This window comes from Arthrobacter sp. P1_C12_2 (genome assembly GCF_056406415.1).
This window is the reverse complement of sequence record NZ_JBFUAF010000030.1, coordinates 1-22,095: the sequence shown is the minus strand read 5'-3', so window position 1 is coordinate 22,095 and position 22,095 is coordinate 1. Positions and strand designations below refer to the sequence as shown.

Sequence of the window (22,095 nt, the reverse complement as noted above, 5' to 3'; positions counted from 1 at the left end):
CTTTGGAAAGGAATCCTGATGCCGCTTCGCACTAGCTGGTCGGAAGACAAGTGCCCCATCGCCCGGGCAGCGGACGTCCTGGGGGATCCGTGGTCCCTGCTGGTGCTGCGGGAGGTGTTCCTGGGCAACAACCGGTTCGACGGCATGAAGAAGGAACTGCGGGTCGCCGACAATGTCCTCAGCGAACGCCTCCGGCGCCTGGTCGGGGCGGGTGTTCTGACCGCCGAGCCTTACAGCGCGGGAACCCGCCCCCGGAATGAGTACCGCCTCACTGCAGCCGGGAACGACGCGCTGCCCGTCCTGCATGCGCTCACTGTGTGGGCGCAGAGGCACACGCAGTCGCCGGGCGGAAAATCAATGCGCATTATCTGCACGACCTGTGGAACCGAGTCCGTCTCCGGCGCCTGGTGCCAAACATGCGGGGCGGAGCTCACGGTCGCAACCACCGCCTGGGCTCATCCGAAGTCCAGTGAAAACCTCATCGAGCTGGCCCGTGCAGGCACACCACAAAAGACCAGCGACTGAAGTCGGGGCGGCCCGGCCAGTGGGCCGCTCGGTTAATGCGCCTCACTCACTTCACCCCGTCAATGTAGATCTGCCCGACACTAATGTCGACAGAGCCGTCCGGGCAGCGGTGGATAATCCGTCGCTGTGTGCCACTAAGGAGCGGAGGTCGGTCGACAATGGGGCCCGGCGTCGAGCGCAAGGCCGTTGATCCGGCCGGTCATGTGCGTCTGCACACCCGGGGTTGATTGCCCAGGTATCGCCTTCAAGGCGATAAATGCTCGTTACCCGCAGATCAAATGGCGATATTTTGTCGCCTCCTCCGACCTTGGCCTGCCAGTGTTCTATATCCAGGAAGCAGGCGAGATCGGTAGTGACGTGCTTGGTGAGGGCATCAAAAGCCGTGACGCGCCCATCTTTGAACCGTGCCGCCGCTGAATCGAGGGCCTCTGATACTCGAAGGGAGGGGGGAGGCTACGCCTGGGCGGTGCCGTTGTACTCGTCGTCTGTGATGTGCTCGCCCCAGGTGGTGGTCTTGGACGGGTCTTCACCGTTTTGGAGCATGGCGAGGTGTTCCATGAAGCAGCCGGGGGCGGCGGCGTGCCAGTGCTCCTCGCCGGGCGGGGTGTAAAGCGTCTGGCCCGGGTGAACTTCGATGATCTTTCCGTCCCGGGTACCGAAACGGCCTACACCTTGGGTGACGCGCAGATACTGGCCGTGCTCGTGGGAGTGCCAGGCGGTGCGTGCTCCGGGCGCGAAGCGGACGGTCGCGACGACCATCGTCTGGGCGGACTCGTGGGGCAGCGCGATCGGGTCGAGCCAGACGTCGCCGGCGAACTGGGCCGCCGGGTTCTTGGTGGTCGGCACAGTGGGTTCAATGTTCATGATTTGCCTTACTTGTTGTCGGTGAAGAGTTGCTTGGCGACGCCCATCGCAGACATGCCCTTGGGCCAGCCGGCGTAGAGCGTGACATGGGTGATGGCTTCGATGAGCTCCTCCTGGGTCACGCCGTTCTCGATGGCGCGGCCGAGGTGGAAGCCCAGCTGGTCGGTGTTCCCGCCGGCGGTGAGCACGGCCACGGTGATGAGGCTGCGGTCCCGTGCGGAGAGTTCAGGCCGGTTCCAGACGTCCTCGAAGAGCACGTCGTCGGTGAGCTCGGCAAGCTTCGGAGCGAAGTCGCCGAACATCTTGCGGCCGCCTCCGAGCTGCTTGGATTGGTCAGTCATGATGATCCTTCTTTCGATATGTGCAGCGCGAGAAGCTGCCGGCTGATGTGGGGTGCTGGTTATCGTGGGTGAACGAGGAAGACAGGTCGCGGTGAGTTGATTCGTCGGCGGTGCACAACCCGGGCATATCGGCGCCGGTGGCGCCGCCCGTTTGCCGTCCCGTGACTGAGCGCTATTTCCAGAGTCCCCCCACTGTGCCTGCCCTCATTGTAGGAACTGGTTTGCTCAGAGGCGGCGTGGGAATGCCGACCGTCGGCCATACAGGGTGAGCAGGAGGGCGGCGATGCCGAGGGTGGTCATGACTGCCGGTAGCACTAGTCCGTCGAATGGCATCAGGAGGAGTGCGCCGAGGATGCCGGCGCCGAAGATTGCCAGGTTGAAGGCGACCGGGAGGAACGCGTTGGCGACGTCGGCGTTTTCGCCTCCTGCGGTGGTCAGCGGGCCCTGCACCTGGGCTGACGCGCCGCCGAAGGCGACGCCCCAGAGGGCGGCGGCGATGACGATGGCCAGGGAAGATGTGTGTCCGATGAGCAGGATGACTCCGGATGCGACGAACGCGGTGACGCTCAGGTGCAGGAGGGGCCGGGGGTGGCGGTCCAGCAGCGCTCCGGTGATGGCCACACCGATGACCGATGCGATGCCGTAGATCAGCAGGATGAAGTCGGCGGAGAGGTCGGTTTCTGTGGCGCGGAGGTAGGGGGCAATGTAGGTGTAGATGGTGCTGTGGGCGAGCATCCAGGCGACGATGACGGCGAGGATGAGGGCGACTCCGGGGATCCGGAACACGCGCCCCAATGGAAGCCGCGACGTGGCTGGCTGCCCGGGGGCATCAGGGACGAATGCGATGATCAGTGCGCCGACGACGAGCGCGAGGACGGAGAGCGCGCCGAAGGACCATCGCCAGTCGAAGGTCGTTCCGATCCAGGCGCCGAGGGGGGTGCCGAAAGCGAACCCGAGCGGCGCGCCCGTGGAAACGATGGCCAGGGACAGCCCGGCGTTCTGGGCCGGGCTGATGCRGCGGCCGTAGGCAGCGAGCATCCCCCAGATGATTCCCGAGAACGCGCCGGCGAAGAATCGTGAGACGAGAGACAGTGCAACCTCAGGGGAGAACGTGGTGAGTGTGTTGGCGAGCACGAGTCCGGTGATACTCGCGAGCAGCAGCGGCTTTCGTCGCATACCGCGGGTGAAGGTGATCGCGGGAATGGTGGCGATGACCGTGCCGAGGGCGTAGGCGCTGACGAGCAGACCGACAGTTCCTTCGCCGGTGTGGAGGCCTGCTGCGATGACGGGTAGCAGGCCGGCCGGCATGGTTTCGGTCGCGACGAGGATGAATCCCATTGCGGCCAGGACGACGAGCGCGACCAAAGGCAGTCTTTGCTGTGCCCTGGCTTCCGGTGCTGGTGTTCGTGTGGGGGCGGTTGTCATGTGGCTCCTTTCGTGCGGGTCGGTGATGCCGGGATCGGGCTTGGAGATCGAACGCGGCGGGAGGTCTATCCCACGGGCCGTGGGGTAGACCTCCCGGGTCTTGGTGTGCGCCGTGTTGCCCGTTATCGGGCGGCAGCCTCTGCGGCGTGCCTGGACGGTTGGGCGAGGTGAATCGGATCAGACTGTGAGCAGCACCTTGGTGGCCCGGCGCTCGTCCATGGCTTTGTAGCCTTCGGCAGCCTGTTCCAGGGGCAGGGTGAGGTCGAACACCTTGCCGGGGTTGATCTTGCGGTCCCAGATCAGCTGAATTAGATCGGGCAGGAAACGGCGCACGGGGGCGGGGCCGCCCTCGAGCTGCACGCCCGTGAAGAACAAGTCCAGGCCGTTGAGCTCGACGTCGTGGCCGACTCCGACGTAGCCGATGCGGCCGCCACCGCGGGCGGCGTGGATGGCCTGCCACATGGATTCCTGGGTTCCCACGGCCTCGACAACGCCGTGGGCGCCGTATCCGCCGGTCATCTCCTTGATCTTCGCGGCTCCCTCGTCGCCGCGTTCTTCGACGATGTCCGTTGCGCCGAACTCACGGGCCAGCGCCTGCCGCTCCGGGTGTCGGCTGAAGGCGATGATGCGCTCGGCGCCGAGCTGCTTGGCGGCGAGGATCGCCGAGAGTCCGACGGCACCGTCTCCGACCACGGCGACAGTCTTGCCAGGCCCTGCCTCGGCAGCGACTGCGGCATACCAGCCGGTGCCGAGCACGTCAGACGCTGCCAGCAGCGACGGCAGCAGATCTGCCTCAGGTACTCCGGGAGTGGGGACCAGCGTGCCGTCCGCGTGGGGGATGCGGGCGAGTTCGGACTGGGTGCCCGTCATGAACACCCGGTGGATGCAGCCGGACTGGTAGCCGGCCTGGCAGACCTCACACGTGTTATCTGAGGCGACGAAGGAGCCGACAACGAAGTCGCCGACCTTGACGTTCTTCACGTCGTGACCGATCTGCTCGACCACGCCCGCATACTCGTGGCCCATGTGGGCCGGTCCATCCAGCTTCTCGATTCCGCGATACGGCCAAAGGTCAGAACCACAGATACACGTTGCAGCGAGCCGGATCACAGCATCGGTGGGCTCGGCGATCTTCGCATCCTCAAGTTCTTCGACGCGCACGTCACCGGGGGCGTACATGACAACACCACGCATAATTTGCTCTCCTGTTGGTTGGGTACTACCAGTCAAGCTTTGTTTCCGTGCGCGGGGGAGTCTCTGTTGAGGGGTGTACCAAGAGGGAACCCCTCGTTCCTCCCCGCCGATTTACCCTTGAAGCATGGATAACCGGGCTGAAGTGCGAGAGTTCCTGATGTCACGGCGCGCACGACTCACACCAAAAGACGCCGGCCTCGCCGCAGGGTCGAATCGCCGAGTGGCCGGGCTGCGGCGCAGCGAAGTCGCGCTACTCGCCGACGTCAGCGTCGAGTACTACGCCAAGCTCGAGCGCGGTTCCATCGCGGGCGCGTCCTCGTCCGTGCTCGAATCCGTCGCCCACGCCCTCCGGCTCGATGACACCGAGCGTGCGCACTTGTTCGACCTGGCCCGGGCGGCAGATGGCATCCCCACCTCCGGGAGGCCCCGCAAACGCGCCACCACCCAAGCCGGGGCCCGCTTGAGCCTGCAGTGGGCGCTGGAAGCAATCACCGAGGGCGTCGCATTCGTCCGCGACCCTTACCAGAACCTGCTCGCGACCAACGCCTTGGGGCGCGCCTTCTACTCGCCGGTGATCGGAGACAGTGGCCGCACCCCGAACCTCGCGCGGTTCCAATTTCTCGACCCGGCTTCGCGGGACTTCTACCCCGACTGGGAGCTGTTCAGTGAGATGTGCGTCGGCATCATGCGTGCCGAAGCGGGCCGGGACCCTCACGACCGCACAATGCAGGACCTCGTCGGAGAGCTCTCGACACGAAGCGAGACCTTCCGCGCACTATGGGGCGCGCACAACGTACGCACCCATGGCTCCGGAACCAAACGCTTTCATCACCCCGTAGCCGGGGAACTTACCCTGGCGTACGAAGAACTCGCGATCACCGCCGAGCCAGGCCTCGTGCTTATGGTTTACACCGCAGAGCCAGGTTCCCCCTCAGCGGAACGGCTCCGCCTCCTCGCAAGCTGGGGAGCGAGCGAGCACACGCCCACCGAAAAGCACCGAACCACCAGCTGACCCACTCCGCCCGTCCTCGCACTCGATCACTTACGACGAGCCTATGAACCTTCAGCACATCACGGGCGCTGGCAGCGGTGGCTATGTCCTCAAAACATTGGCACCGGGGCCGACCTTGCCCGACCCGGCAAACTGCCGTGGATCCTTCTCCGAATGATTAGGGCGGAAATCCGGACGTCGGTGCGAGCACCTGCTGTTCGCGCCGACCGCCCGGGCCGGCGTCGGGACGCCGCTCCGCCGAGGGCGCTTACGCCAGCAAACGCCCGAAAAGTTCTTGCCGACGCGTCAGCGAGACAGCAGCACGCCGACCTGGGCCCGGATGTCCCGAACAATATCGTCGATGCTCAAGGCGGCGTTCACGCTCGCCGCCATGCTGAGGAACATGATCGCGGTGACGATGCGGGCCATCGTTGGGGCATCACCCGCACCGGCCTGCTCGTGCCTGCCCAGGACGGCCGCGGTGGCCTCCTCGGTCTGCGCGACGATGGACAGAGCTTCGCTGTGTCGAGGCTCCTCGGGATCGCCGAAGACCATCTCCCGCAGGTAAGTGCGACCGTTGTCAACCTGGACGCGGTTGCATTCCACGATCGGCTGGACGATGGCCATCACCGCATCGAGGACATCCGATATGGTTTCGGCATCCGCCCGACCCCGCTGGAGTGCTTCGGCGTAGTGTGCGTTCTGCACGAGCAGCAGGAGTTCACCTTTGGACTTGGCGTAGAGAAACAGGGTCCCGGTGCCGATGTCCGCCTTGTCGGCGATCTGCTGGGTCGTGACATCCTCGATGCCGTGCTCGGCGAACAGCTCGCCGGCTGCCGCGGTGATACGGTCCAGCTTTTGTTGCTTGTTCCGCTCACGCCGTCCGACCGGCTGGGAGGCGAGAGACATGATGGATCCTCCGGGAATATATTATGACTGCACTCAGTTATGAGTATAGTCATTACTGAAACGGGTTGAACTCTTCGCTAATTCTCCCACGCCGTTGGGGGGCTGCAACGGTCCGCCCGGGTGGTAATGGCCGATTACCCATCAATGCAAAGGACTATGCACTCATGACCACGTCATCTACGCTCTGGCAGCCATTCACTCTCGGTGGGGTGGAACTTTCCCACCGGCTTGCCTTGGCCCCGCTGACCCGGAGCCGCGCAAACCCTGACGGTACGCCCGGGGAACTGGCCGCGAAGTACTACGGCCAACGCGCCTCGCTCGGGCTGATCATCACCGAGGGCACACAGCCGTCCGACGACGGACAGGGCTACCTGAACACCCCAGGCATCTACACTCCCCAGCACATCGAGGGATGGCGAAAGATCGCCGACACGGTGCATGCAGGCGGCGGAGCCCTGTTCATCCAACTGATGCACGTCGGCCGGATGTCGCACCCGGATAACACCCCGCACCACCGTCAGCCCGTTGGCCCGTCGGCGATCTCGGCCGAGCAGGACATGTTCACTCCAACGGGCCCGCAGAAGACCCCGGTGCCGCGTGAGCTGAGCGCCCACGACATCCAGGCCACCATCGCCGAGTTCCGCCACGCCGCAGCCTCCGCTATCGCAGCGGGAGCGGACGGCGTGGAGATTCACAGCGCGAACGGGTACCTGCTGCACCAGTTCCTCTCGCCGAACTCGAACCACCGCACGGACGAATACGGCGGATCGGTGGAGAACCGGTCCCGGTTCGTCGTCGCGGTCGCCCGCGCGGTGGCCAAAGAGATCGGGGCAGAGCGGACCGGCATCCGCATTTCACCGGCGTTCCCGCTTGGCGGAATCAACGAAGGGGACCCCGCGGACGTCCGGACACAGTACCGCCACCTGGTCGGCGAACTCGCCACCCTGGACCTTGCGTACCTGCACGTACACCACCTCGGTGACGACGAACTGCTTCGGTCCTTCCGCGACACGTGGCCTGCTGCCATCCTCGTCGTCCGGTATGGGCGCGAACGCGAGCAGATCGCCGACGACATCGACGCCGGGCTCGCGGACATCGCGCCGCTGGGCCGATTCGCCCTGGCGAACCCCGACATTGTTCAGCGCCTGCGCACCGGCGCACCGCTGAACGAGCTGGACCCGGGCACCCTGTACGGCGGCGGCGCGGCCGGGTACACCGACTACCCCGCGCTGGCACACGCCTAATCGTCTGCCGCGGGCCGTCCGCCACCGACCTCACCCAACCCACACCCCTCAGAAAGAAGAAACAGCCATGCCATCACTTAACGGAGCAGTCGTCCTCATCACCGGAGCCAACGGCGGAATCGGCACCCAGTTCGTGCACGAAGCCCTCGCCCGGGGAGCTGCAAAGGTTTATGCCTCCGCCCGCACCCCCCGCGCTTGGAACGACGAACGCATCGTTCCGCTCGCCCTGGACGTCACCGACTCCGCCTCCATCCAGGCAGCGGTCGAGGCGGCACCGGATGTGACCGTGCTGATCAACAACGCCGGCGCGTCGGTTCCCAGTGCCGGGATCCTCACCCACACGGACGAGGAGATCCGCCGGAACGTCGAGACGAACTTCCTCGGCCCGCTCTTCGTCGCCCGCGCGTTCGCTCCGGTCCTGTCGGCGAAGGACGAAGCGACGATCATCGACATCCACTCGGCCCTGAGCTGGTACGCCGTCGCCGGCATCTACAGCGCCACCAAAGCCGCCCTCTGGTCCGCGACCAACTCCCTCCGCCTCGAACTCGCCCCCGCCGGCGTGCACGTCGTCGGCGTCCACGTCGCATACGTCGACACCGCGATGGCCGCGCACGCCACCGACCCGAAGCTCGACCCGGCCGTGCTGGTGCGCACCGTGTTCGACGCCACCGAGGCAGGGGAGTACGAGGTCCTCGCCGATGACACGTCTGTCCAGCTCAAGGCCGGACTCAGTGCACCCCTCGAAGCGGTCTACCCGCAGTTGGTGGACGCTAACTCCTAAGCGAACAAACGGCGCCACCGCGTTCACCAAAAGTGAGCGCGGTGGCGGCACCCTGTAAAAGGACGCCGCGCCCACGATGCCCCAATAGGAGCCGACGGAACTGGCGGGTCAAGCAGATCGCGTACGGCTCCAACACACTCCGGCAGCACTTCGCTTACCCGAATCGATCGCCTGGTGGCTGACTGGCCTTCACGCCACATGCCGGGATAGTCATCCCCAATGCCAATGGCTCTGCCCGCCCGCATTCACGGGCGGGCAGAGCCACAGTGCCGTTCGGCCCTGTTGAGGCTGGGTCGTGTCGCGTAAGTGCTGGTCAGTGGGCGAGGAAATCTACGGAGACAGGGGAGAACCGGTCGTGGAACTGGAAGATGCCGCCGTGGCCCGAGTCGGGGTAGATGATCAGCTCGGATCCCTTGATGCGCCGGTGCAGGTCCTCGGACAGGATCGACGGCACCATGCGGTCGTTGTCGCCGTTGGCGATGAGGGTGGGCTGAGTGAGCTTCGACAGGTCCGACGGCGCGGAGCGGCCGAACTTCTGGATTGCCTTCAGCTGCGTCTGGAAGGCTTTGGTGCTGATCGGCTTGTCGCGGTCGACCGTGCGCTCCTGAAGGCGTTTGATGAACTCCTTCGCGGCAGGCTTGCCGGTGACGTTGCGGTTAAAGAACAGGAACTCCTTCGGGTCCGCGCGCGTCAGGGTCGCGCGGAGAATGTCCCAGTAGGTCGTGCGGACGACCTTGTCCATGTCCTCGCCGCCCCGCGGCCCGGTACCGGCCAGCACGACCTTGCGGACGAGGCCGGGGTGTTTGAGGAGCAGGTCCTGGGCGATCATGCCGCCCATTGAGAAGGAGAAGATGTCGATCTTGTCGAACCCGAGGGCCTTGATGAAGGTATAGGCGTCATCGGCCATCGCCTCGATGCTGTCGGGAACCTGCCCGGTGGAAGCGCCGACACCGCGCTGGTCGAAGGTGATGACGTGGCGGTTCTTCGCGATGGGCTCGATGATGCGGGGGTCCCAGTTGTCCAGGGTCGCGGCAAGGTGCACGAAGAACACGACGGGGATGCCGGCCTTGGGCCCCAGCTCCCGGTAGGCGTAGGTGACGCCACCGGCGATGATGGTGTGTGTGGCCGCCTTCGCGTACGAGGTGTCGACGGAGCCGTTCGGGGTGTCGGTGCTGCTCATGCTGGTTGTTCTCCTGGGTGGTCTGTGAGGGGTCTGGCTGCCGGCGGCTCAGGAGGGAAGGGTGACGACGGCTTTGCCGCGGAGGCCGCCCTTGGCCAGCGACTCGAGCGCCTGTGGGGTCTGGGCGAAGTCGAAGACCTGCCCCACGACCGGGCGCAGCACGCCGTCGTCAACCAGGGCGGCGATCTGGCGCAACTGGTCGCCGCTGGCACGCATGAAGAGAAACTCGTAGCTGGCGCCGAGCTTCTTCGCCTGCCGCCGGATCCTGCTGCTGAGCCCCGCGATGGCCAAGCGCAGCACAGGGTTCAGGCCGGCTTTGCGCGCGAACGCCGGGTCCGGCGGACCGGCGATTCCGATCGCCTTCCCGCCGGGCTTCAGGATGCGCAGTGACTTCACGAGGTTCTCCCCGCCGAGGCTGTCGAGCACCAGATCGTATCCGGCGAGGAGCTGCTCGAAGTCCTGCGTACGGTAGTCGATCACCGTGTCCGCGCCGAGGTTGCGCACGAAGTCGGCGTTGGAGGCGCTTGCGGTGGTCGCGACGGTGGCGCCGAGGTGCTTGGCGAGTTGGATCGCGATCGACCCGACCCCGCCGGCCCCGGCGTGAATGAGAACTTTCTGCCCCGGCCGTACGTTGCCTTGCTCAACGAGGGCCTGCCACGCCGTTAGCGCAACCAGCGGCAGCGAGCCGGCCTCCTCCATGCTGATCGATGCGGGTTTCAGCGCCAGATCGGCCTCGGTGATGGCGATGCGCTCGGCGAACGTGCCGATGCGGTCTTTGTCGGGGCGGGCGTAGACCTCGTCACCGGGCTTGAATCCGCGCACCTTCGCCCCGACGCGGATGACGGTGCCGGCGGCGTCGTTGCCGAGGATCAGCTGGAGCTTGTACGGGAGGATCTGCTTGAACTCACCCAGGCGGATCTTTTCGTCCAATTGATTGAGGCCAGCTGCCTGGACCTGGACCAGCACATCGCGGTCGCCGACGGTCGGCTCAGGGACGTCTGCTGCGCGCAGCGGCTCCTTGTACTTGGTGACGACGAATGCCCTCATGGCGTGCTGCTCCTATATGACGTGCGGTTTGGATAAAAATGACCTTACTCAATTCTGAGTCGACTCAGAATTATTGTCAAATAGAACCGTGAGGGGCGCACGTTCATTTGAATGTTCCCGAAGACGGCGATAGGGAGTTTCGGGCGTCCATCGCCGGAGCAACATTCCCGTGATGGATCATGGGGAAGCATGCAGTCTGCACATAGGGGCCCTGATCGGTGATGGTGACAGCCGGTGGGAAGTTGCCGGGGAGGGGACCAGTGCTGCGACTGTGGGGAGCTTGCCCGTGTTCGTGGGCCTAATCCGGGCTTCAACGTGATCGGCCGCGGTCAAGTTCTCCGGGAGTACGCTGAGGTCCGTGTACTCCACGGTGGTGTATGGTCAGCGCAATCAGGACACCATGACTTCGAATTGGCGTGTGGTCGTTGGGTTTCAGGCTATGAGAGGGGTCAAAAAGGGGTGTGCACAACGTACACACCTTGGCGCCTGGAACTGCATGGTTTGCTGTGACTTGGGATCAAATCCTCATGATGATGATCCTGCCGGCAGCCGGAACTCCTGGGAAACTCTCGTCGTGTCCTCGGCAAACAGCCGATGCTCTCGCCCTCAGAGGCACACTGGTGCTGGTCGGCGCTGCCGCTTCCGGAACGGAGGTCTGCTTCGAGATCGGACTTTCACTGGTTAGGGATGGACGTTCAAAACCGTGCTCCAGGGAAGTTCCGTACCCCAGGTATTCATTCCCAGGCTCCTCCAGTTGTGGAAGGAAGGTCGGTTCCCATGGAGAAGCTGATGCGCAACTACAGCCTGGGGGAAGATTAACCAAGGCTTAGAAGACTCCGCCAACGGCACCGTCATCAAGCCCGTCGTCCCGTACTAGCCAGCAGCTGGCAAGAATAGGACGCCTGAGCGCTCATTACTGCAAAGGCAAGAGGACCACGGCGGATTCTTCCCGCTGTCGTCCTCTTGCCTTTGGTATTTTGACGCTTATCGCTGGTCGGGTTATTTGGTGACCTGAAGTCCGGTGTCCCAGTTGAAGTCGGCAAACTCCGGGTTGGCCTGCATGGTCATCAGGACGAACTGGAAGCCTTCGAGTTCCCGGGCGCGCTTGAGCGGACCGACTACCAGGGGGCGCATGCCGCCGGCGCTGACGAAGGTGCTCACGGCGGCGTTGGCTTCTGCATTGTCTCCGGCGATGAAGACGTCCAGCGCCTGTCCACCTGACTCTCCGGCGACCAGGGTACCGGCGAAGGTGGTGTTGAACGCCTTGACGACGTTGGCGCCGGTGGTGGCAAGTTGCGCGATTTCCTCGGCGGCCGAGTTGCCGGGCTCAACGACCAGGGAATCGAAAGTCTCAAAGTTCACCGGGTTCGTGATGTCCACAACGGTCTTGCCCGCCAGGGCGTCGCCGTAGGTGCTGACCACGGACTTGGCAGCCTCGAACGGGACCGCCAGGACCACGATGGCGCCCTGCGGGGCGTCGGCGGTGGTGCCGAAGGTGACGCCGGCGTCAAGCTCGGCGGCCAGTTCCTGCGCCTTAGCGGCTTCCTGTCCGAGGATCTCCACGGTCAGGCCGCCAGCCAGGGCACGGGTTGCGATGCCGCGGGCCATGTTGCCGTTGCCGATGATGGTGAGGTTCGTCATGAGGGTCTTCTTTCCGAATATGCGGGCCAGGAGGGTTTTCATCAGATTCTGTTCTCTTGGGGAGTGATGATTGAAGCTACAACTAAATGTAAGCCATGAAAGTTGAAGCGTCAAGTATTTTTCTGAACGGAACGGGGTATTTGCGTTTGATGGCCACGCGGCGGGCGGGTGTGGTCAGCTGAGTTCCCCGGGGTTTGGTGCGGGGGGATCGGTAGCTGCGAAGGCCGGGCTGGCGCTTATGACGGGCGCTGGGCCACATCCGCGGCATCTTGAGCCAGCAGTTCGCTGGTTCGCACGATGGATGCGCGCCTGCGTTCCTCGTCCGGCGTTCCGGTGATGACGAGGTGGTTACCACCCGTCGGTGTTGGGGCTTGTGGCGTAGGCGTGACTGGTCTCTACCATTGCAGAGACCAGGTGTAGCTCATTCTCGTCGCGGGGCCCGTAGACCATGACCATGCCTCGAGCCAGCCGGATGCCGGCCAGCGGGTGAGCCACCGCCCAGCCCTTGGCGACCGCGTCCGCGGCGAGTCCTGGCGGCATCGCTAGGTGGAGGGAGCCGTCGTGGGACGGGTGCTGGTGGGCAAACTCCCCGGCTGAGGGGGCCAGGAACGCATCCACGGGTGCATCAGGTTTCGGCTTTACCATCAGGCCCCGCGCGCCTGGAACGGAGATAACGGACTGCGAAGTCGAGACTCCGGCGAGCGAACTGATCCTTGCGAACAACTTTTCCTGAAGGTCCCATGGCGCATTGTCGCTGCGCTGTTCCTGCGGGATTGTCCATGACACGGTGGGACGCTGACCGGCCCTGCGGGGAAGGTGCCCGTCGGGCAAGGCCGGCCAGTGTCCGCCGGGGGTGCCTTCATCTGCTCCAAAACGAGCCAGGAACGACAGCCGCTCGTGGATCCAGTTCCCGAGTTCACGTAGCGTTTGGCCGCTAATCTGGTGCCCTCCGGGGTCCCGGCGGGCGTAGGCGGGGGCCGCGGAATCCGTCAGCAGGTAGTTCCAGGTGCGGTCCAGCAGTTCCGGCGGAATGACTTTGTCCTGGTCGCCCTGAGCGACGAAAACCGGAAGACCTGCCAGTCGGGCCGGCGTGACGGGGACGCCGGCGTCGAACGGCAWGGTGCCGTACAGAATAGCCGCTCCGGAGAATCGTTGCGGATCTGCAAGGACCAGTCCGCCAGCGAATGCTGCACCCCCGCTGAAACCGACGAGTACGACCGGTCGGCCCGCCGGGGCGACAGTATCGAGCCAGGTTCGGAACCACGCCATGGATGCCGTCAGCGACTCGGCAACCGGACGGCCGATGCCACGATTGGCAAACCATGCATAGCCGCCGCCCTCGGCGATCGGTGCTCGGACGGCGGCGTAGGCGGGGCCGGGTGGTAGGTGGTCGGCGAGGGCAATGATCTCCCGCTCGCTTGAACCCCTGCCGTGCAACAGCACCACCAGGGGCGCCGCGGGGTCGGTTGAGCCGGCTGTGGCCGCCACGGCCGAAGTGCTCGGGGGGCGGCCGTCAAGATCCGTGGACTTCTCGGAGATGCGCATGAATGCTCCTGCTCGTGGGTGTTGGACACATGAAGACTCTGTTGAAGCTTCAACCATTATTGCCTGTCGAGTATTCCCCGATCAACTGTTGCGAATCACCGGGGCGTCACAAGGAGTTTGGGGAAGATGGATTCGCTGCCGATGTCGAGGAAGAGAACTCTGTGTCTGGCACTCGGCGGCCCTTTGGTTTCTGTCGCTCTCTTGGGGGTCGTTTCCGGCATCCGCGTCAGGACGGGGAGTGCGGCCAGCGCCACCGCGGCTACCAGGGCGCCAGGCAGGAGCGTCCAACGTGTTGCTTGGGTGAGCAGGGTCGCCAGATAGGGTGCCAGGCCGCCGAAAACGGCTGTCGCCGCCGTCGCCCCCAAGCAAGTCCCGTGAGCCTGCCGGCAGCGTGGAACTGTTCGGCGGCTGCGGACGCCGCTACCGCGGTAACGCCGCCAGCCGCGCACGCCAAGACGACGGCCCCGCAAAGTGCGGCCGCTGGTGAATTGACGGACATGAGGGCAAACATCGGTACCGGCAGGGCGATGGTCACGACGCACAGCCACAGCAGCGTCGCCCGCCGTCCGAACCTGTCTGAGATCGCGCCGGCGTATGGCGCCACCGCGATCACCGGACGGAGGCTGCGGTGGACAGCCACAAAGAGCTGCCCTCCGGAAAGCCCGAGACCGACGTCAGGTAGGTTGGCACGTAGATGATGCCTACGTAGTAGGTGATCGACGCCAACGCGGAAATAGCGAATGCCCTGTAGAGGCCGGCACGCTGGGTGCGAAGGATGAACTGTAGAGGTTCGCGTACCTGGCCTGTTGTCTGCTGTTGGGCAAAGACTGGGGTCTCCTTCAGCCTGGTCCGGGCCCCCAGCGTTGCCACGGCCAGGAGTGCACCGAATGCAAATGGAATACGCCAGCCCCAGTCATCCAGCGCCGCCCGGTCCAGCATCGTCGTCGTGACAGCAGATACCGCGACGGCCAGCAGGGCGCCAATCTCGCTCGCCATGGAGGCCAGGGCCGTGACCAGGCCGCGGCGTCCGGGCCGTGCCCCTTCCAGAAGATAAGTGCTGACTGCCGGATATTCGCCGCCCACGGAGAAAGCCATGACGCACCGCAGGGCAAGGAACGCCGCGCCTGCCGCCGCGCCTGCCTGCGCATGCGTGGGGAGCAGCGCCGCCATGATGGCCATACTCACCAAGAGAACGGGGCGTCGCCCGAACCGGTCACCAAACCGACCGAACAGCAGGGCTCCCACCGGTCGAAGCACGTACGATACCGCGAATATGGCGAGCGTGGCGAGCAGGGAATCCGGGCCTCCGCCAAAGACTACCCGGGACAGAACCGTGGCCATGAAGAGATAAAGGGTGAAGTCGTACCACTCGACGATGGTGGAAAGAGCGGCGACGGCGATGGAGGCCTTCGGTAGCGCGTTAGCGCGTTGGGCTGGCAACGGATCGGTTGCCGAACGGCGTGCCGGGTACCGAGGGACGAGCGTGAAAGGGCAGGAAGTGGCATGGGTTTGTCCTGTGTTGGAGGCGTGGAAGAAGCCGGCCTCCCGGGGTTGGGCCGCGCCGATCGTGGGTCTTACGTGGTGACGACGAGTTTGCCGCTGCCGCGGCTTTCCTCCATGTCGGTGTGGGCCTGGACGATGTCATCCAGCGCATAGACCTTGCCGATGGGGACCACTGCGGTGCCGCCGCTGACCGCCTGCAGGAATTCCTGGAGCACGCTGCCGGGAAGGTCCGCAGCTCCGCCCGTGTAGGAGGTGAGCCGGACGCCCCGCGGAATGTAGTCAATCGGATAGAAATCGGGGACTGTCCACTGGTTTGAGAGCATCCCGGTGAAGCAGACGACGCCGTGGACCCGGGTGGCGTGCAACGTGTCAGGCAGTGTGGGGGTGCCGACGAGTTCGAGGGCGGCGTCCACGCCGTCGGGAACGATGCGGCGCACGGCGGCGGCGAGGTCGCCGTCGTCGATCAGGACATGGTCGACGCCGATCGAGGCCAGCGCTTCCCTTTTGGCCTCGTCGCGGGTTGACGCCAGGACGGTGAGCCCGCTTCGCTTGGCCAGTATTGCGGCGGCCATGCCGACGGACGAGGTTCCGCCGCGGATGAGGAGGCTCTGGCCGGACTGGATGTCCAGGCCGATGGTGAGGGAGCCGTGTGCGGTCTGCAGCATCTCCGGGACGGCCCCGATCACGTCCCATGGCAGGTCTGATTCGAACGGTATGACCTGCCGGGCCGGCACGCACGTGTACTCGGCGTAGCCGCCGTCGAACACGCGGCCCATGCCGCCCATCAGAGTGGCGACCTTCTGCCCGGTGCGGAACTCGCCGCCGGGGGAGTCTGCCACTTCTCCGACGGCTTCGATCCCGGGCACGCGCGGAAACGTGACGCCCTCGGCCAGGCCCAGGCGTGTGTGGAGTTCGGAGCGGTTGAGCCCGAAGGCCCGGACCCGGATGAGTACCTGGCCCGGCCGCGGAACGGGGATGGGCCGTTCCTGGATCACCAGCGCCTCGGCCGGCCCCGGGCCGTCCAGCACAACCGCCCGCATGCTGCCGCCGTTCACTGACCGGCCGCCGTCGAGTCCACGGAAAGCCGCTGTGCGCTGCGAAGCCGTGCCAGGAGGTCGAGCAGCGTGCCGCTCTCCTGCTTGGTCAAGGCCGGTGTGAACCAGCGGGCGAGTTCGGCCTCGACCACCTGCCGGCCCCGAGCGACCACCGCATTCCCTTCTTCCGTGAGGTCGAGGAGGGAAGAACGCCGGTCGCCCGGATTCATCTTCCGCGAGCAGTATCCCGCCGCTTCAACACGGTCAACGAGCTTGCTGGCGCCGCCCACGGTGATGGCCAGCGCCGACGCGATGTCGAACACTCTGCACGTGCCAAGGGAGGATACGACGACCATCGCCTCGAACCTGCCGAGGGGAAGGCCGCATTCCTGGCGCAGGCGGGCGTCAACAGCGTCCCACAGTTCCGTTTCGAGCCGGGTCAGCGTGCTGAAGAGCGGATAGAAGTCGGCGTGGTCGTCTCTGGAGTCCATGGATTGAGACTAACAGATAGATTCCATGGAAGATACTTCCGTAGATTTACATTTGCCGGGGTGATCAGAAGGCAGGATCAAACAGCAGCTTCATCTTCTGGCCCCTGCGGAGCTTCTCGCATCCTGCCTGGGCCACTCCACTGAGGGGGATGTCCTCAACCTATCCTTTCGTCGTGTGGTGACCTTTGGCCCTGAGGTCGATCACCGCAGAATAGTCCGCCCCGGCGTAGCAGATGGTCCTTGGATGCGCCTCACCCGCAACGCGAGATTGATGAGCGGCGTCTCGAGTGGCTTTTCATAGATCGCCACGCTGACGAGTGGGCGGCGTTCCCCGAGGCGCTGCAGGGCTGATTCGACTGCGGGGGCAAGGGACAACGCCGGCAACGATGCGGTTGAACGAGGAACATTCGACTTCTGTGTTGGCAGTGGACCAGAAGCTGGTGCCGGCGTTGTCCTTGACATGGTGTACGAGGCCTCGCGGGCAGCTTTGTTCCGTGCCGAGATGCTCTGACCGGTGAGGCTATAACGGCCAGCGCCGCCTTATGTTTCCGCGGAAGTCGAGAGTTTGCGGGGGCTGGAATACGGTTGCGGCAGGGGCATGCGCGATTCCTGTATCTGTAACGGATTTTCTGGCAGCGCCAGTGCGGGCGGATGGTGTCGTGCTGGGGGACCGGCTTGCGGGTGGCAGATTCAGCTGGAGGAGGCAGGCTGGTCAGGGCGAGCCAAGTCGGTCTGGATCGCGCGGATGATCGAGGCGAGGATTCCGGACGCGAGAAGTCCTGACCCCAGCGGACCGGCGGAATTCCCACCCAGCGGTGGCAAGCGCCGAAGCGCGGACCGGGCTTCGGCGCTCATGTGCTCGAGTTGCCAGTGGACCTCGTCGTCGACCGTCTGGGGCCGATCGGGCGCCGCCAGTCCGGCCGCTTTCGCGGCATACGCGGCTGCCCCCAAGGCGTGCGCTCCCATCATGCTCCTATAGGCATCAAGTTGCGCTTTTGGGCTGCTGTCCTGTTCCAAGGCCGGCCGCGGGCCGTGGGGGTCCAGGCAGGGTAGGCGGCCGCAAACGGGTCATAACGGATTTCAAGATCCGCTCCGCACGAAAGCTCCTCGGCCAGGGCACACTGCCCTGGGAAGTCGCCAAAAACCTCGGCGTCTCTGTACCTACCCTCTACCGGTGCGTCCCGGCAACGGACGCGGGCAAGGTTTCAATCCCGTAGCCGTTGCTGGTTGGTGCCCACGGCTGAAGGTGACCATTGCGTGGCGGTGTACGGGACTTCTGATTAACCGATGTCACAGTCCTTTGCACTCGCCCTGTTTTGTCCCAAGAACTGGTGCGGGCAACTCATGCCAACGACACCGCAGGTCACTGCCAGGGGTGGGGCACCTCTTTGCGGAACGCCTGAGCCGGTAGCTAGGGTTGCCAGCCGCCGGTATCGGTTCATCTTTAGGCCGGGCGGGCGCTTGTTGTAAGGCTGCTTTCGTTTGGTCCGTGTTCTGTGAGTTGCTGAAGTTCGCGGAGAATCTCCAACTGCTGGCGGTTAATGTCCATCAGGAGATCGATCCCTTCCTTGGCCTTCAGGTTCGTAGTGTAGTCATGCTGGGCCATGGCCCCGGCGATGGCATCCTGGCGTTTGGCGGCGATGAGCAGAATTGCTCCTTGCAGACCGGCCAGCATGGACAGAAAGAGGTTAAGAAGGATGTAGGGGTACGGATCCCAGGCATGGGTCGCCAGCGCCCAGGTGTTTACGGCGGCCCAGACCAGCATGAAGGCGATGAAACCTCCCACGAAAGGCCAGCTCCTCATCCCGTTTCGCATGAGGTCCGCGGCCTGCTGTCCGCGGGTGAGGGAAGCCTTGTGCTTGTCGTGCCAGGTGTTCGGTTCTCCGGTCATCCTCCACCCTAACCAGACCCGGCGGCTGGGACCTGCTTCTCCGTTAGTCTGTGCCATGAGTCCTAACCCTCCGGTGCCGTCGGATCTCCCGGCACCTGACCCGTCGGCGGTGCCCCCGGTTCGCTTCTGACCGGGTCGTGTGATGGCCGGACTGGCCCGGATACCGCATGATTCCGGGGGAGCCCAGTAGTTGCAAGGGCCGGAATGCAGTTCGAGTCCCACCTCGGGCACAGCACTCCCCCTGCTCGGGTCCCTCTTACGCTTGTTCCTCGGCTTGGCCTGGCGCCGCCGCGGCGGCCTGTTCAGTTATGCGGGTGGGGACAGGGCCCTGGCTAGTGGGCCGTCCGCCTGCTCGGATGTGGGGTCATCCGGGTCTCCTTTCTGGATTTGGTAGCCGGTGTTGGTCTTTTGGACCAAGCTTCGAAACCAGAGATCAGGCCCAGGCTACAACCAACCGAGCTGCCTGAACCGGCACCGTCAGATCGATTCCGGTCAACTCCTGAAATCGGTTGAGCCTGTTTTGGGCGGTATTTCGATGACAGAAAATTCGGGCTGCAGTGACCGTGACACTGCCCGACTGAAGAAAATGTCGAGCCGCCTCCGTCAGTCTTTCCCTTTCGACACCACGACAACGCTCAAGCGCAACATCAAGCTCTTCCAGGAGATCGAGCCCGGCCTCCTGGAGTTGTCGCTTGGCAAGTCTGGGCCACGCGAGGTCCGCCGAAAGCGGGCCGGTGTCACCGGGATGTAAGAGGGCAGCCAAGCTTGAGGCAGTTCGGCCCGCCGAGGGCAATGCCCGTAGTCCGCTCGCCTCGGCTACACCGCAGGGGATCTCCTTAAGCACCTCTGGCACCGTTAGGGCAGGAACTACGTCTTCGCCCGTCCGCGGCGCCACCACGGGCCAGAACACGTAGGCCATGTCGCCCGATTCACGGAGGAAGAGTCGTTGGTTGCGCTTGGCCGAGGCGTTTCCTTTAGCGGCTCGCAAGCGAGCCGCGGCGCTTCCGCTGGCTGCCACAACACCAAACCGAGCAGTGGCTGATACTCCCAACGCGTCGGCAACCTGGGCGGCCGTTTCTGCCGAAGGATTCGCGACACTGAACAGCCTCGCAATGAACTCGTTCTGAATGCTTGACTCCTCCTGAGCCATGCGCACACGCTCATTGAGGTAACTTGCGTTTGTGCGAGCGGCAAACTCGTCCACAACACGCCACACTTGATCCACCCGGGATGTCAACATGGGCGCATCGGCTGGATCAGCGATCGCCAATAGCTCTGCCCAAAGAATGGTGAAGTCCAAGCGCACCGCGGAGATGAGGGCTTCGGCTGGAATTCCGGACCGGGCACGTTTGGCACCCAAGGCCGCAGAAAATTCTCCGTCGAGCTCCCCTCCGGGGCGGCTCCCGCCGTTCCTGAGGGCGTTCACAAGCCGATGGAAGGTTTCCCGGGCCGTCTGCATGATCTCGTCGGTGTCAACGGCGGATTCCCGATATTCGGGGATCTCCCGCACTTGGGTCATAAACTTCTCAGCCAAGATGTCCACCCTGTCGTGAAGTAGCTCCACGAGCTCTGACCATCTGCGGGTGACAGCGGCATCATCTAAATTGTGCATTTGCACACGATACGGGATGATTCCGGTTGCCGCCAGCTAAGTTATTTGAGCAGATCTACTGAGACAATTGAATCCAGTGAATCACGTCACTTCCCATCCCGGCTCCCCCCACCCGCCGGCTCAATCCGCACTACGTTTCGCATTTGGAGTATTCATGGCAAGCAGCGCAAGCAGCGCCACCACCATCGCCAGCCCGCCCGGGGCTGTCGATGAGAGCGTGGCCAAGAAAGTCGCCCTCGCGGCCCTCGTCGGAACGGCGCTGGAGTGGTACGACTTCTTCCTGTTCACCACCGCAGCGGCGCTGGTGTTCAACGCCCAGTACTTCGTATCCCAGGACCCCTTCGTCTCGGCCATGAGCTCCTTCGCCACCCTGGCCGTGGGCTTCGTTGCCCGCCCGATCGGCGGCTTCATCTTCGGCGCCCTGGGCGACAAGGTAGGGCGCAAGAAAATCCTGATGGTCACCATCGTGGGCATCGGCCTCGTGACCGGACTCATCGGCCTGCTGCCGAACTACATGACGATCGGCGTCGCAGCACCCATCCTGCTGGTCGCCCTCCGCATCCTGCAGGGCCTCGCCGTCGGCGGCGAGTGGAGTGGCGCGGTGATCATCGCAGTCGAAAACGCACCGGTCGCCAAGCGCGCCCGCTACGCCGCCCTCCCGCAGCTCGGCTCGCCGATCGGCACCATCCTTTCCTCCGGCGGCTTCTTCGGCATGCTCTACCTGGTGGGCCAGACGAACTTTGACGCGTGGGGCTGGCGCATCCCGTTTATCGCGGCGATCCCGCTGCTGGCCATCTCGATGTGGATCCGCAGCAGGCTCAGCGAGTCGCCTGAATTCGAAGCCCTTATGGAGTCGGGTGAGACCGAGCACGCGCCCATCCGCGGCGTCCTGACGAAGAGCTGGCGCCAGATCCTGGTCGGCATGTGCTCCGCTTTGCTGGGCATCGGCGGTTTCTACCTCATCACCAGCTTTGTGGTGTTCTACGGCACCAAGGTGCTCAAGATGCCCTACGAAACCCTGCTGCTCGGCTCGCTCCTGGCGGCCGTCGTGGAAATCTTCGCCCTGACCTGGGCCGGACGCATGGGCGAGAAGTTCGGCGCCAGCAAGGTCATCCTCTGGGGCGGCGTCGCATCCGCCGTCATCGCCGTACCCGTCTTCCTGGCCATCGACACCGCCAACCCCGTCCTGGTCATCCTGGCCATGATCGTCGGCGTGTCCACCCTGTCCGTTCCCTACGCGGTGTCCGGAACGGCCCTCACCGCGCTCTTCGCCACGAAGGTCCGGTACACCGGCGTAGCCATCACTTCCAACAGCGCCGGCGTCATCTCCGGCTTTGTGCCACTTATCGCCACGGCCCTCGTGGCCGCCAACGGCAACTCATTCTGGCCCGGGGCCATCATCCTGCTGGTCGTGTCGGTTCTGACCGCACTCTCGGGGATTGCCCTGCCGGCCCTCAGCATCGAAGAAGAGGGAATGAAGCATTGAGCACCTCAACCACCGCCGGGCACCTGATTGTTGCCCAGCTCGAACGAGCCGGTATTCAGCGCGTTTACGGCGTCCCGGGCGAGAGCTTCCTGGATGTGCTGGACGGCCTGCACGGATCCTCCATTGAGACCGTGGTGACCCGCCACGAAGGCGGCGCCGGGTTCATGGCCCTCGCCGAAGGCCGGCTGACGGAGCTTCCGGGCGTGGCCATGGTGACCCGTGGTCCCGGTGCCGCCAACGCCTTCATCGCCATCCACACCGCACACCAGGACGCCACCCCGCTGATCCTGTTCGTGGGCCTCATCCCGGTCGCGGACCGCGGCCGGGAGTCGTTCCAGGAATTCGACATCAACGCCTGGTTCCGCAGCACCGCCAAGAAGGTCGTGACGCT

The 22,095-nt window shown here is 64.6% G+C and carries 22 protein-coding genes; 7 read left to right on the top strand and 15 right to left on the bottom strand.

Annotation, left to right across the window (positions count from 1 at the left end):
* The first annotated feature begins 18 nt into the window (after nucleotides 1–18).
* Nucleotides 19–525 carry a winged helix-turn-helix transcriptional regulator gene (locus tag AC1DZQ_RS21570; protein ID WP_476965428.1) on the top strand — a complete coding sequence of 169 codons (507 nt, stop codon included), beginning with the start codon at nucleotides 19–21 and terminating at the stop codon, nucleotides 523–525.
* A gap of 453 nt (nucleotides 526–978) precedes the next feature.
* On the opposite strand, the gene AC1DZQ_RS21565 is transcribed toward AC1DZQ_RS21570, so the two are convergent.
* From AC1DZQ_RS21565 to AC1DZQ_RS21550, 4 genes are all read right to left on the bottom strand, one after another.
* Nucleotides 979–1,389 (bottom strand): (R)-mandelonitrile lyase, encoded by a 411-nt coding sequence (locus AC1DZQ_RS21565; protein ID WP_476965427.1) that lies wholly within the window; start codon nucleotides 1,387–1,389, stop codon nucleotides 979–981.
* An 8-nt stretch (nucleotides 1,390–1,397) separates the two neighbouring features.
* Nucleotides 1,398–1,730, bottom strand: coding sequence for a carboxymuconolactone decarboxylase family protein (locus AC1DZQ_RS21560; RefSeq protein WP_476965426.1), 333 nt, complete (start codon nucleotides 1,728–1,730; stop codon nucleotides 1,398–1,400).
* Nucleotides 1,731–1,955: 225 nt separating this feature from the next.
* Nucleotides 1,956–3,155: an MFS transporter gene (locus AC1DZQ_RS21555; protein ID WP_476965425.1), complete on the bottom strand. Its 1,200-nt coding sequence runs from the start codon at nucleotides 3,153–3,155 to the stop codon at nucleotides 1,956–1,958.
* Nucleotides 3,156–3,332: 177 nt separating this feature from the next.
* Nucleotides 3,333–4,349, bottom strand: a complete 1,017-nt coding sequence (locus tag AC1DZQ_RS21550; RefSeq protein WP_476965424.1) for a zinc-dependent alcohol dehydrogenase family protein — start codon at nucleotides 4,347–4,349, stop codon at nucleotides 3,333–3,335.
* A gap of 124 nt (nucleotides 4,350–4,473) precedes the next feature.
* Between AC1DZQ_RS21550 and AC1DZQ_RS21545 the strand changes: the two genes are divergently transcribed.
* Nucleotides 4,474–5,361 carry a helix-turn-helix transcriptional regulator gene (locus AC1DZQ_RS21545; protein WP_476965423.1) on the top strand — a complete coding sequence of 296 codons (888 nt, stop codon included), beginning with the start codon at nucleotides 4,474–4,476 and terminating at the stop codon, nucleotides 5,359–5,361.
* Nucleotides 5,362–5,646: 285 nt separating this feature from the next.
* On the opposite strand, the gene AC1DZQ_RS21540 is transcribed toward AC1DZQ_RS21545, so the two are convergent.
* Nucleotides 5,647–6,249 (bottom strand): TetR/AcrR family transcriptional regulator, encoded by a 603-nt coding sequence (locus tag AC1DZQ_RS21540; RefSeq protein WP_476965422.1) that lies wholly within the window; start codon nucleotides 6,247–6,249, stop codon nucleotides 5,647–5,649.
* A gap of 164 nt (nucleotides 6,250–6,413) precedes the next feature.
* Between AC1DZQ_RS21540 and AC1DZQ_RS21535 the strand changes: the two genes are divergently transcribed.
* Together AC1DZQ_RS21535 and AC1DZQ_RS21530 are read left to right on the top strand one after the other, a co-directional pair.
* Nucleotides 6,414–7,493, top strand: a complete 1,080-nt coding sequence (locus tag AC1DZQ_RS21535; RefSeq protein ID WP_476965421.1) for an alkene reductase — start codon at nucleotides 6,414–6,416, stop codon at nucleotides 7,491–7,493.
* Nucleotides 7,494–7,560: 67 nt separating this feature from the next.
* The gene (locus AC1DZQ_RS21530; RefSeq protein ID WP_476965420.1) at nucleotides 7,561–8,274 is read left to right on the top strand and encodes an SDR family oxidoreductase; all 714 of its coding nucleotides are present in this window, start codon (nucleotides 7,561–7,563) and stop codon (nucleotides 8,272–8,274) included.
* A gap of 313 nt (nucleotides 8,275–8,587) precedes the next feature.
* On the opposite strand, the gene AC1DZQ_RS21525 is transcribed toward AC1DZQ_RS21530, so the two are convergent.
* The 8 genes from AC1DZQ_RS21525 to AC1DZQ_RS21490 form a co-directional block, all read right to left on the bottom strand.
* On the bottom strand, nucleotides 8,588–9,454 hold the full coding sequence (locus AC1DZQ_RS21525; protein ID WP_476965419.1) for an alpha/beta fold hydrolase: 867 nt from the start codon (nucleotides 9,452–9,454) through the stop codon (nucleotides 8,588–8,590).
* Between the two features lie 48 nt (nucleotides 9,455–9,502).
* Entirely contained in the window at nucleotides 9,503–10,501 is a 999-nt protein-coding gene (locus AC1DZQ_RS21520) for an NADP-dependent oxidoreductase (protein ID WP_476965418.1), read from the bottom strand.
* Nucleotides 10,502–11,500: 999 nt separating this feature from the next.
* Nucleotides 11,501–12,142, bottom strand: a complete 642-nt coding sequence (locus tag AC1DZQ_RS21515; RefSeq protein WP_476965417.1) for an NADPH-dependent F420 reductase — start codon at nucleotides 12,140–12,142, stop codon at nucleotides 11,501–11,503.
* A gap of 348 nt (nucleotides 12,143–12,490) precedes the next feature.
* Nucleotides 12,491–13,687, bottom strand: a complete 1,197-nt coding sequence (locus tag AC1DZQ_RS21510; RefSeq protein WP_476965416.1) for a luciferase domain-containing protein — start codon at nucleotides 13,685–13,687, stop codon at nucleotides 12,491–12,493.
* 609 nt (nucleotides 13,688–14,296) lie between these two features.
* Nucleotides 14,297–15,127, bottom strand: a complete 831-nt coding sequence (locus AC1DZQ_RS21505) for an MFS transporter (RefSeq protein WP_476965415.1) — start codon at nucleotides 15,125–15,127, stop codon at nucleotides 14,297–14,299.
* 134 nt (nucleotides 15,128–15,261) lie between these two features.
* Complete coding sequence (locus AC1DZQ_RS21500) at nucleotides 15,262–16,245, bottom strand: zinc-binding alcohol dehydrogenase family protein (RefSeq protein WP_476965414.1); 984 nt, start codon at nucleotides 16,243–16,245, stop codon at nucleotides 15,262–15,264.
* Nucleotides 16,242–16,715: a MarR family winged helix-turn-helix transcriptional regulator gene (locus AC1DZQ_RS21495; RefSeq protein ID WP_476965413.1), complete on the bottom strand. Its 474-nt coding sequence runs from the start codon at nucleotides 16,713–16,715 to the stop codon at nucleotides 16,242–16,244. Before AC1DZQ_RS21495 ends, AC1DZQ_RS21500 begins: the two co-directional genes overlap by 4 nt.
* Before the next feature lie 690 nt (nucleotides 16,716–17,405).
* The gene (locus AC1DZQ_RS21490) at nucleotides 17,406–17,681 is read right to left on the bottom strand and encodes a putative immunity protein (protein ID WP_476965433.1); all 276 of its coding nucleotides are present in this window, start codon (nucleotides 17,679–17,681) and stop codon (nucleotides 17,406–17,408) included.
* 29 nt (nucleotides 17,682–17,710) lie between these two features.
* On the opposite strand from AC1DZQ_RS21490, the gene AC1DZQ_RS21485 reads away from it, so the two are divergent.
* The gene (locus tag AC1DZQ_RS21485) at nucleotides 17,711–17,932 is read left to right on the top strand and encodes a helix-turn-helix domain-containing protein (RefSeq protein WP_476965412.1); all 222 of its coding nucleotides are present in this window, start codon (nucleotides 17,711–17,713) and stop codon (nucleotides 17,930–17,932) included.
* A 227-nt stretch (nucleotides 17,933–18,159) separates the two neighbouring features.
* On the opposite strand, the gene AC1DZQ_RS21480 is transcribed toward AC1DZQ_RS21485, so the two are convergent.
* Together AC1DZQ_RS21480 and AC1DZQ_RS21475 are read right to left on the bottom strand one after the other, a co-directional pair.
* Nucleotides 18,160–18,606, bottom strand: coding sequence for a DUF1003 domain-containing protein (locus AC1DZQ_RS21480; RefSeq protein ID WP_476965411.1), 447 nt, complete (start codon nucleotides 18,604–18,606; stop codon nucleotides 18,160–18,162).
* 433 nt (nucleotides 18,607–19,039) lie between these two features.
* Complete coding sequence (locus AC1DZQ_RS21475) at nucleotides 19,040–20,218, bottom strand: RsbRD N-terminal domain-containing protein (RefSeq protein WP_476965410.1); 1,179 nt, start codon at nucleotides 20,216–20,218, stop codon at nucleotides 19,040–19,042.
* A 154-nt stretch (nucleotides 20,219–20,372) separates the two neighbouring features.
* Between AC1DZQ_RS21475 and AC1DZQ_RS21470 the strand changes: the two genes are divergently transcribed.
* Together AC1DZQ_RS21470 and AC1DZQ_RS21465 are read left to right on the top strand one after the other, a co-directional pair.
* Nucleotides 20,373–21,704, top strand: a complete 1,332-nt coding sequence (locus tag AC1DZQ_RS21470) for an MFS transporter (protein ID WP_476965409.1) — start codon at nucleotides 20,373–20,375, stop codon at nucleotides 21,702–21,704.
* On the top strand, nucleotides 21,701–22,095 hold a 395-nt coding region (locus AC1DZQ_RS21465; protein ID WP_476965408.1), incomplete at its 3' end, for a thiamine pyrophosphate-binding protein. The genes AC1DZQ_RS21470 and AC1DZQ_RS21465, both read left to right, overlap by 4 nt.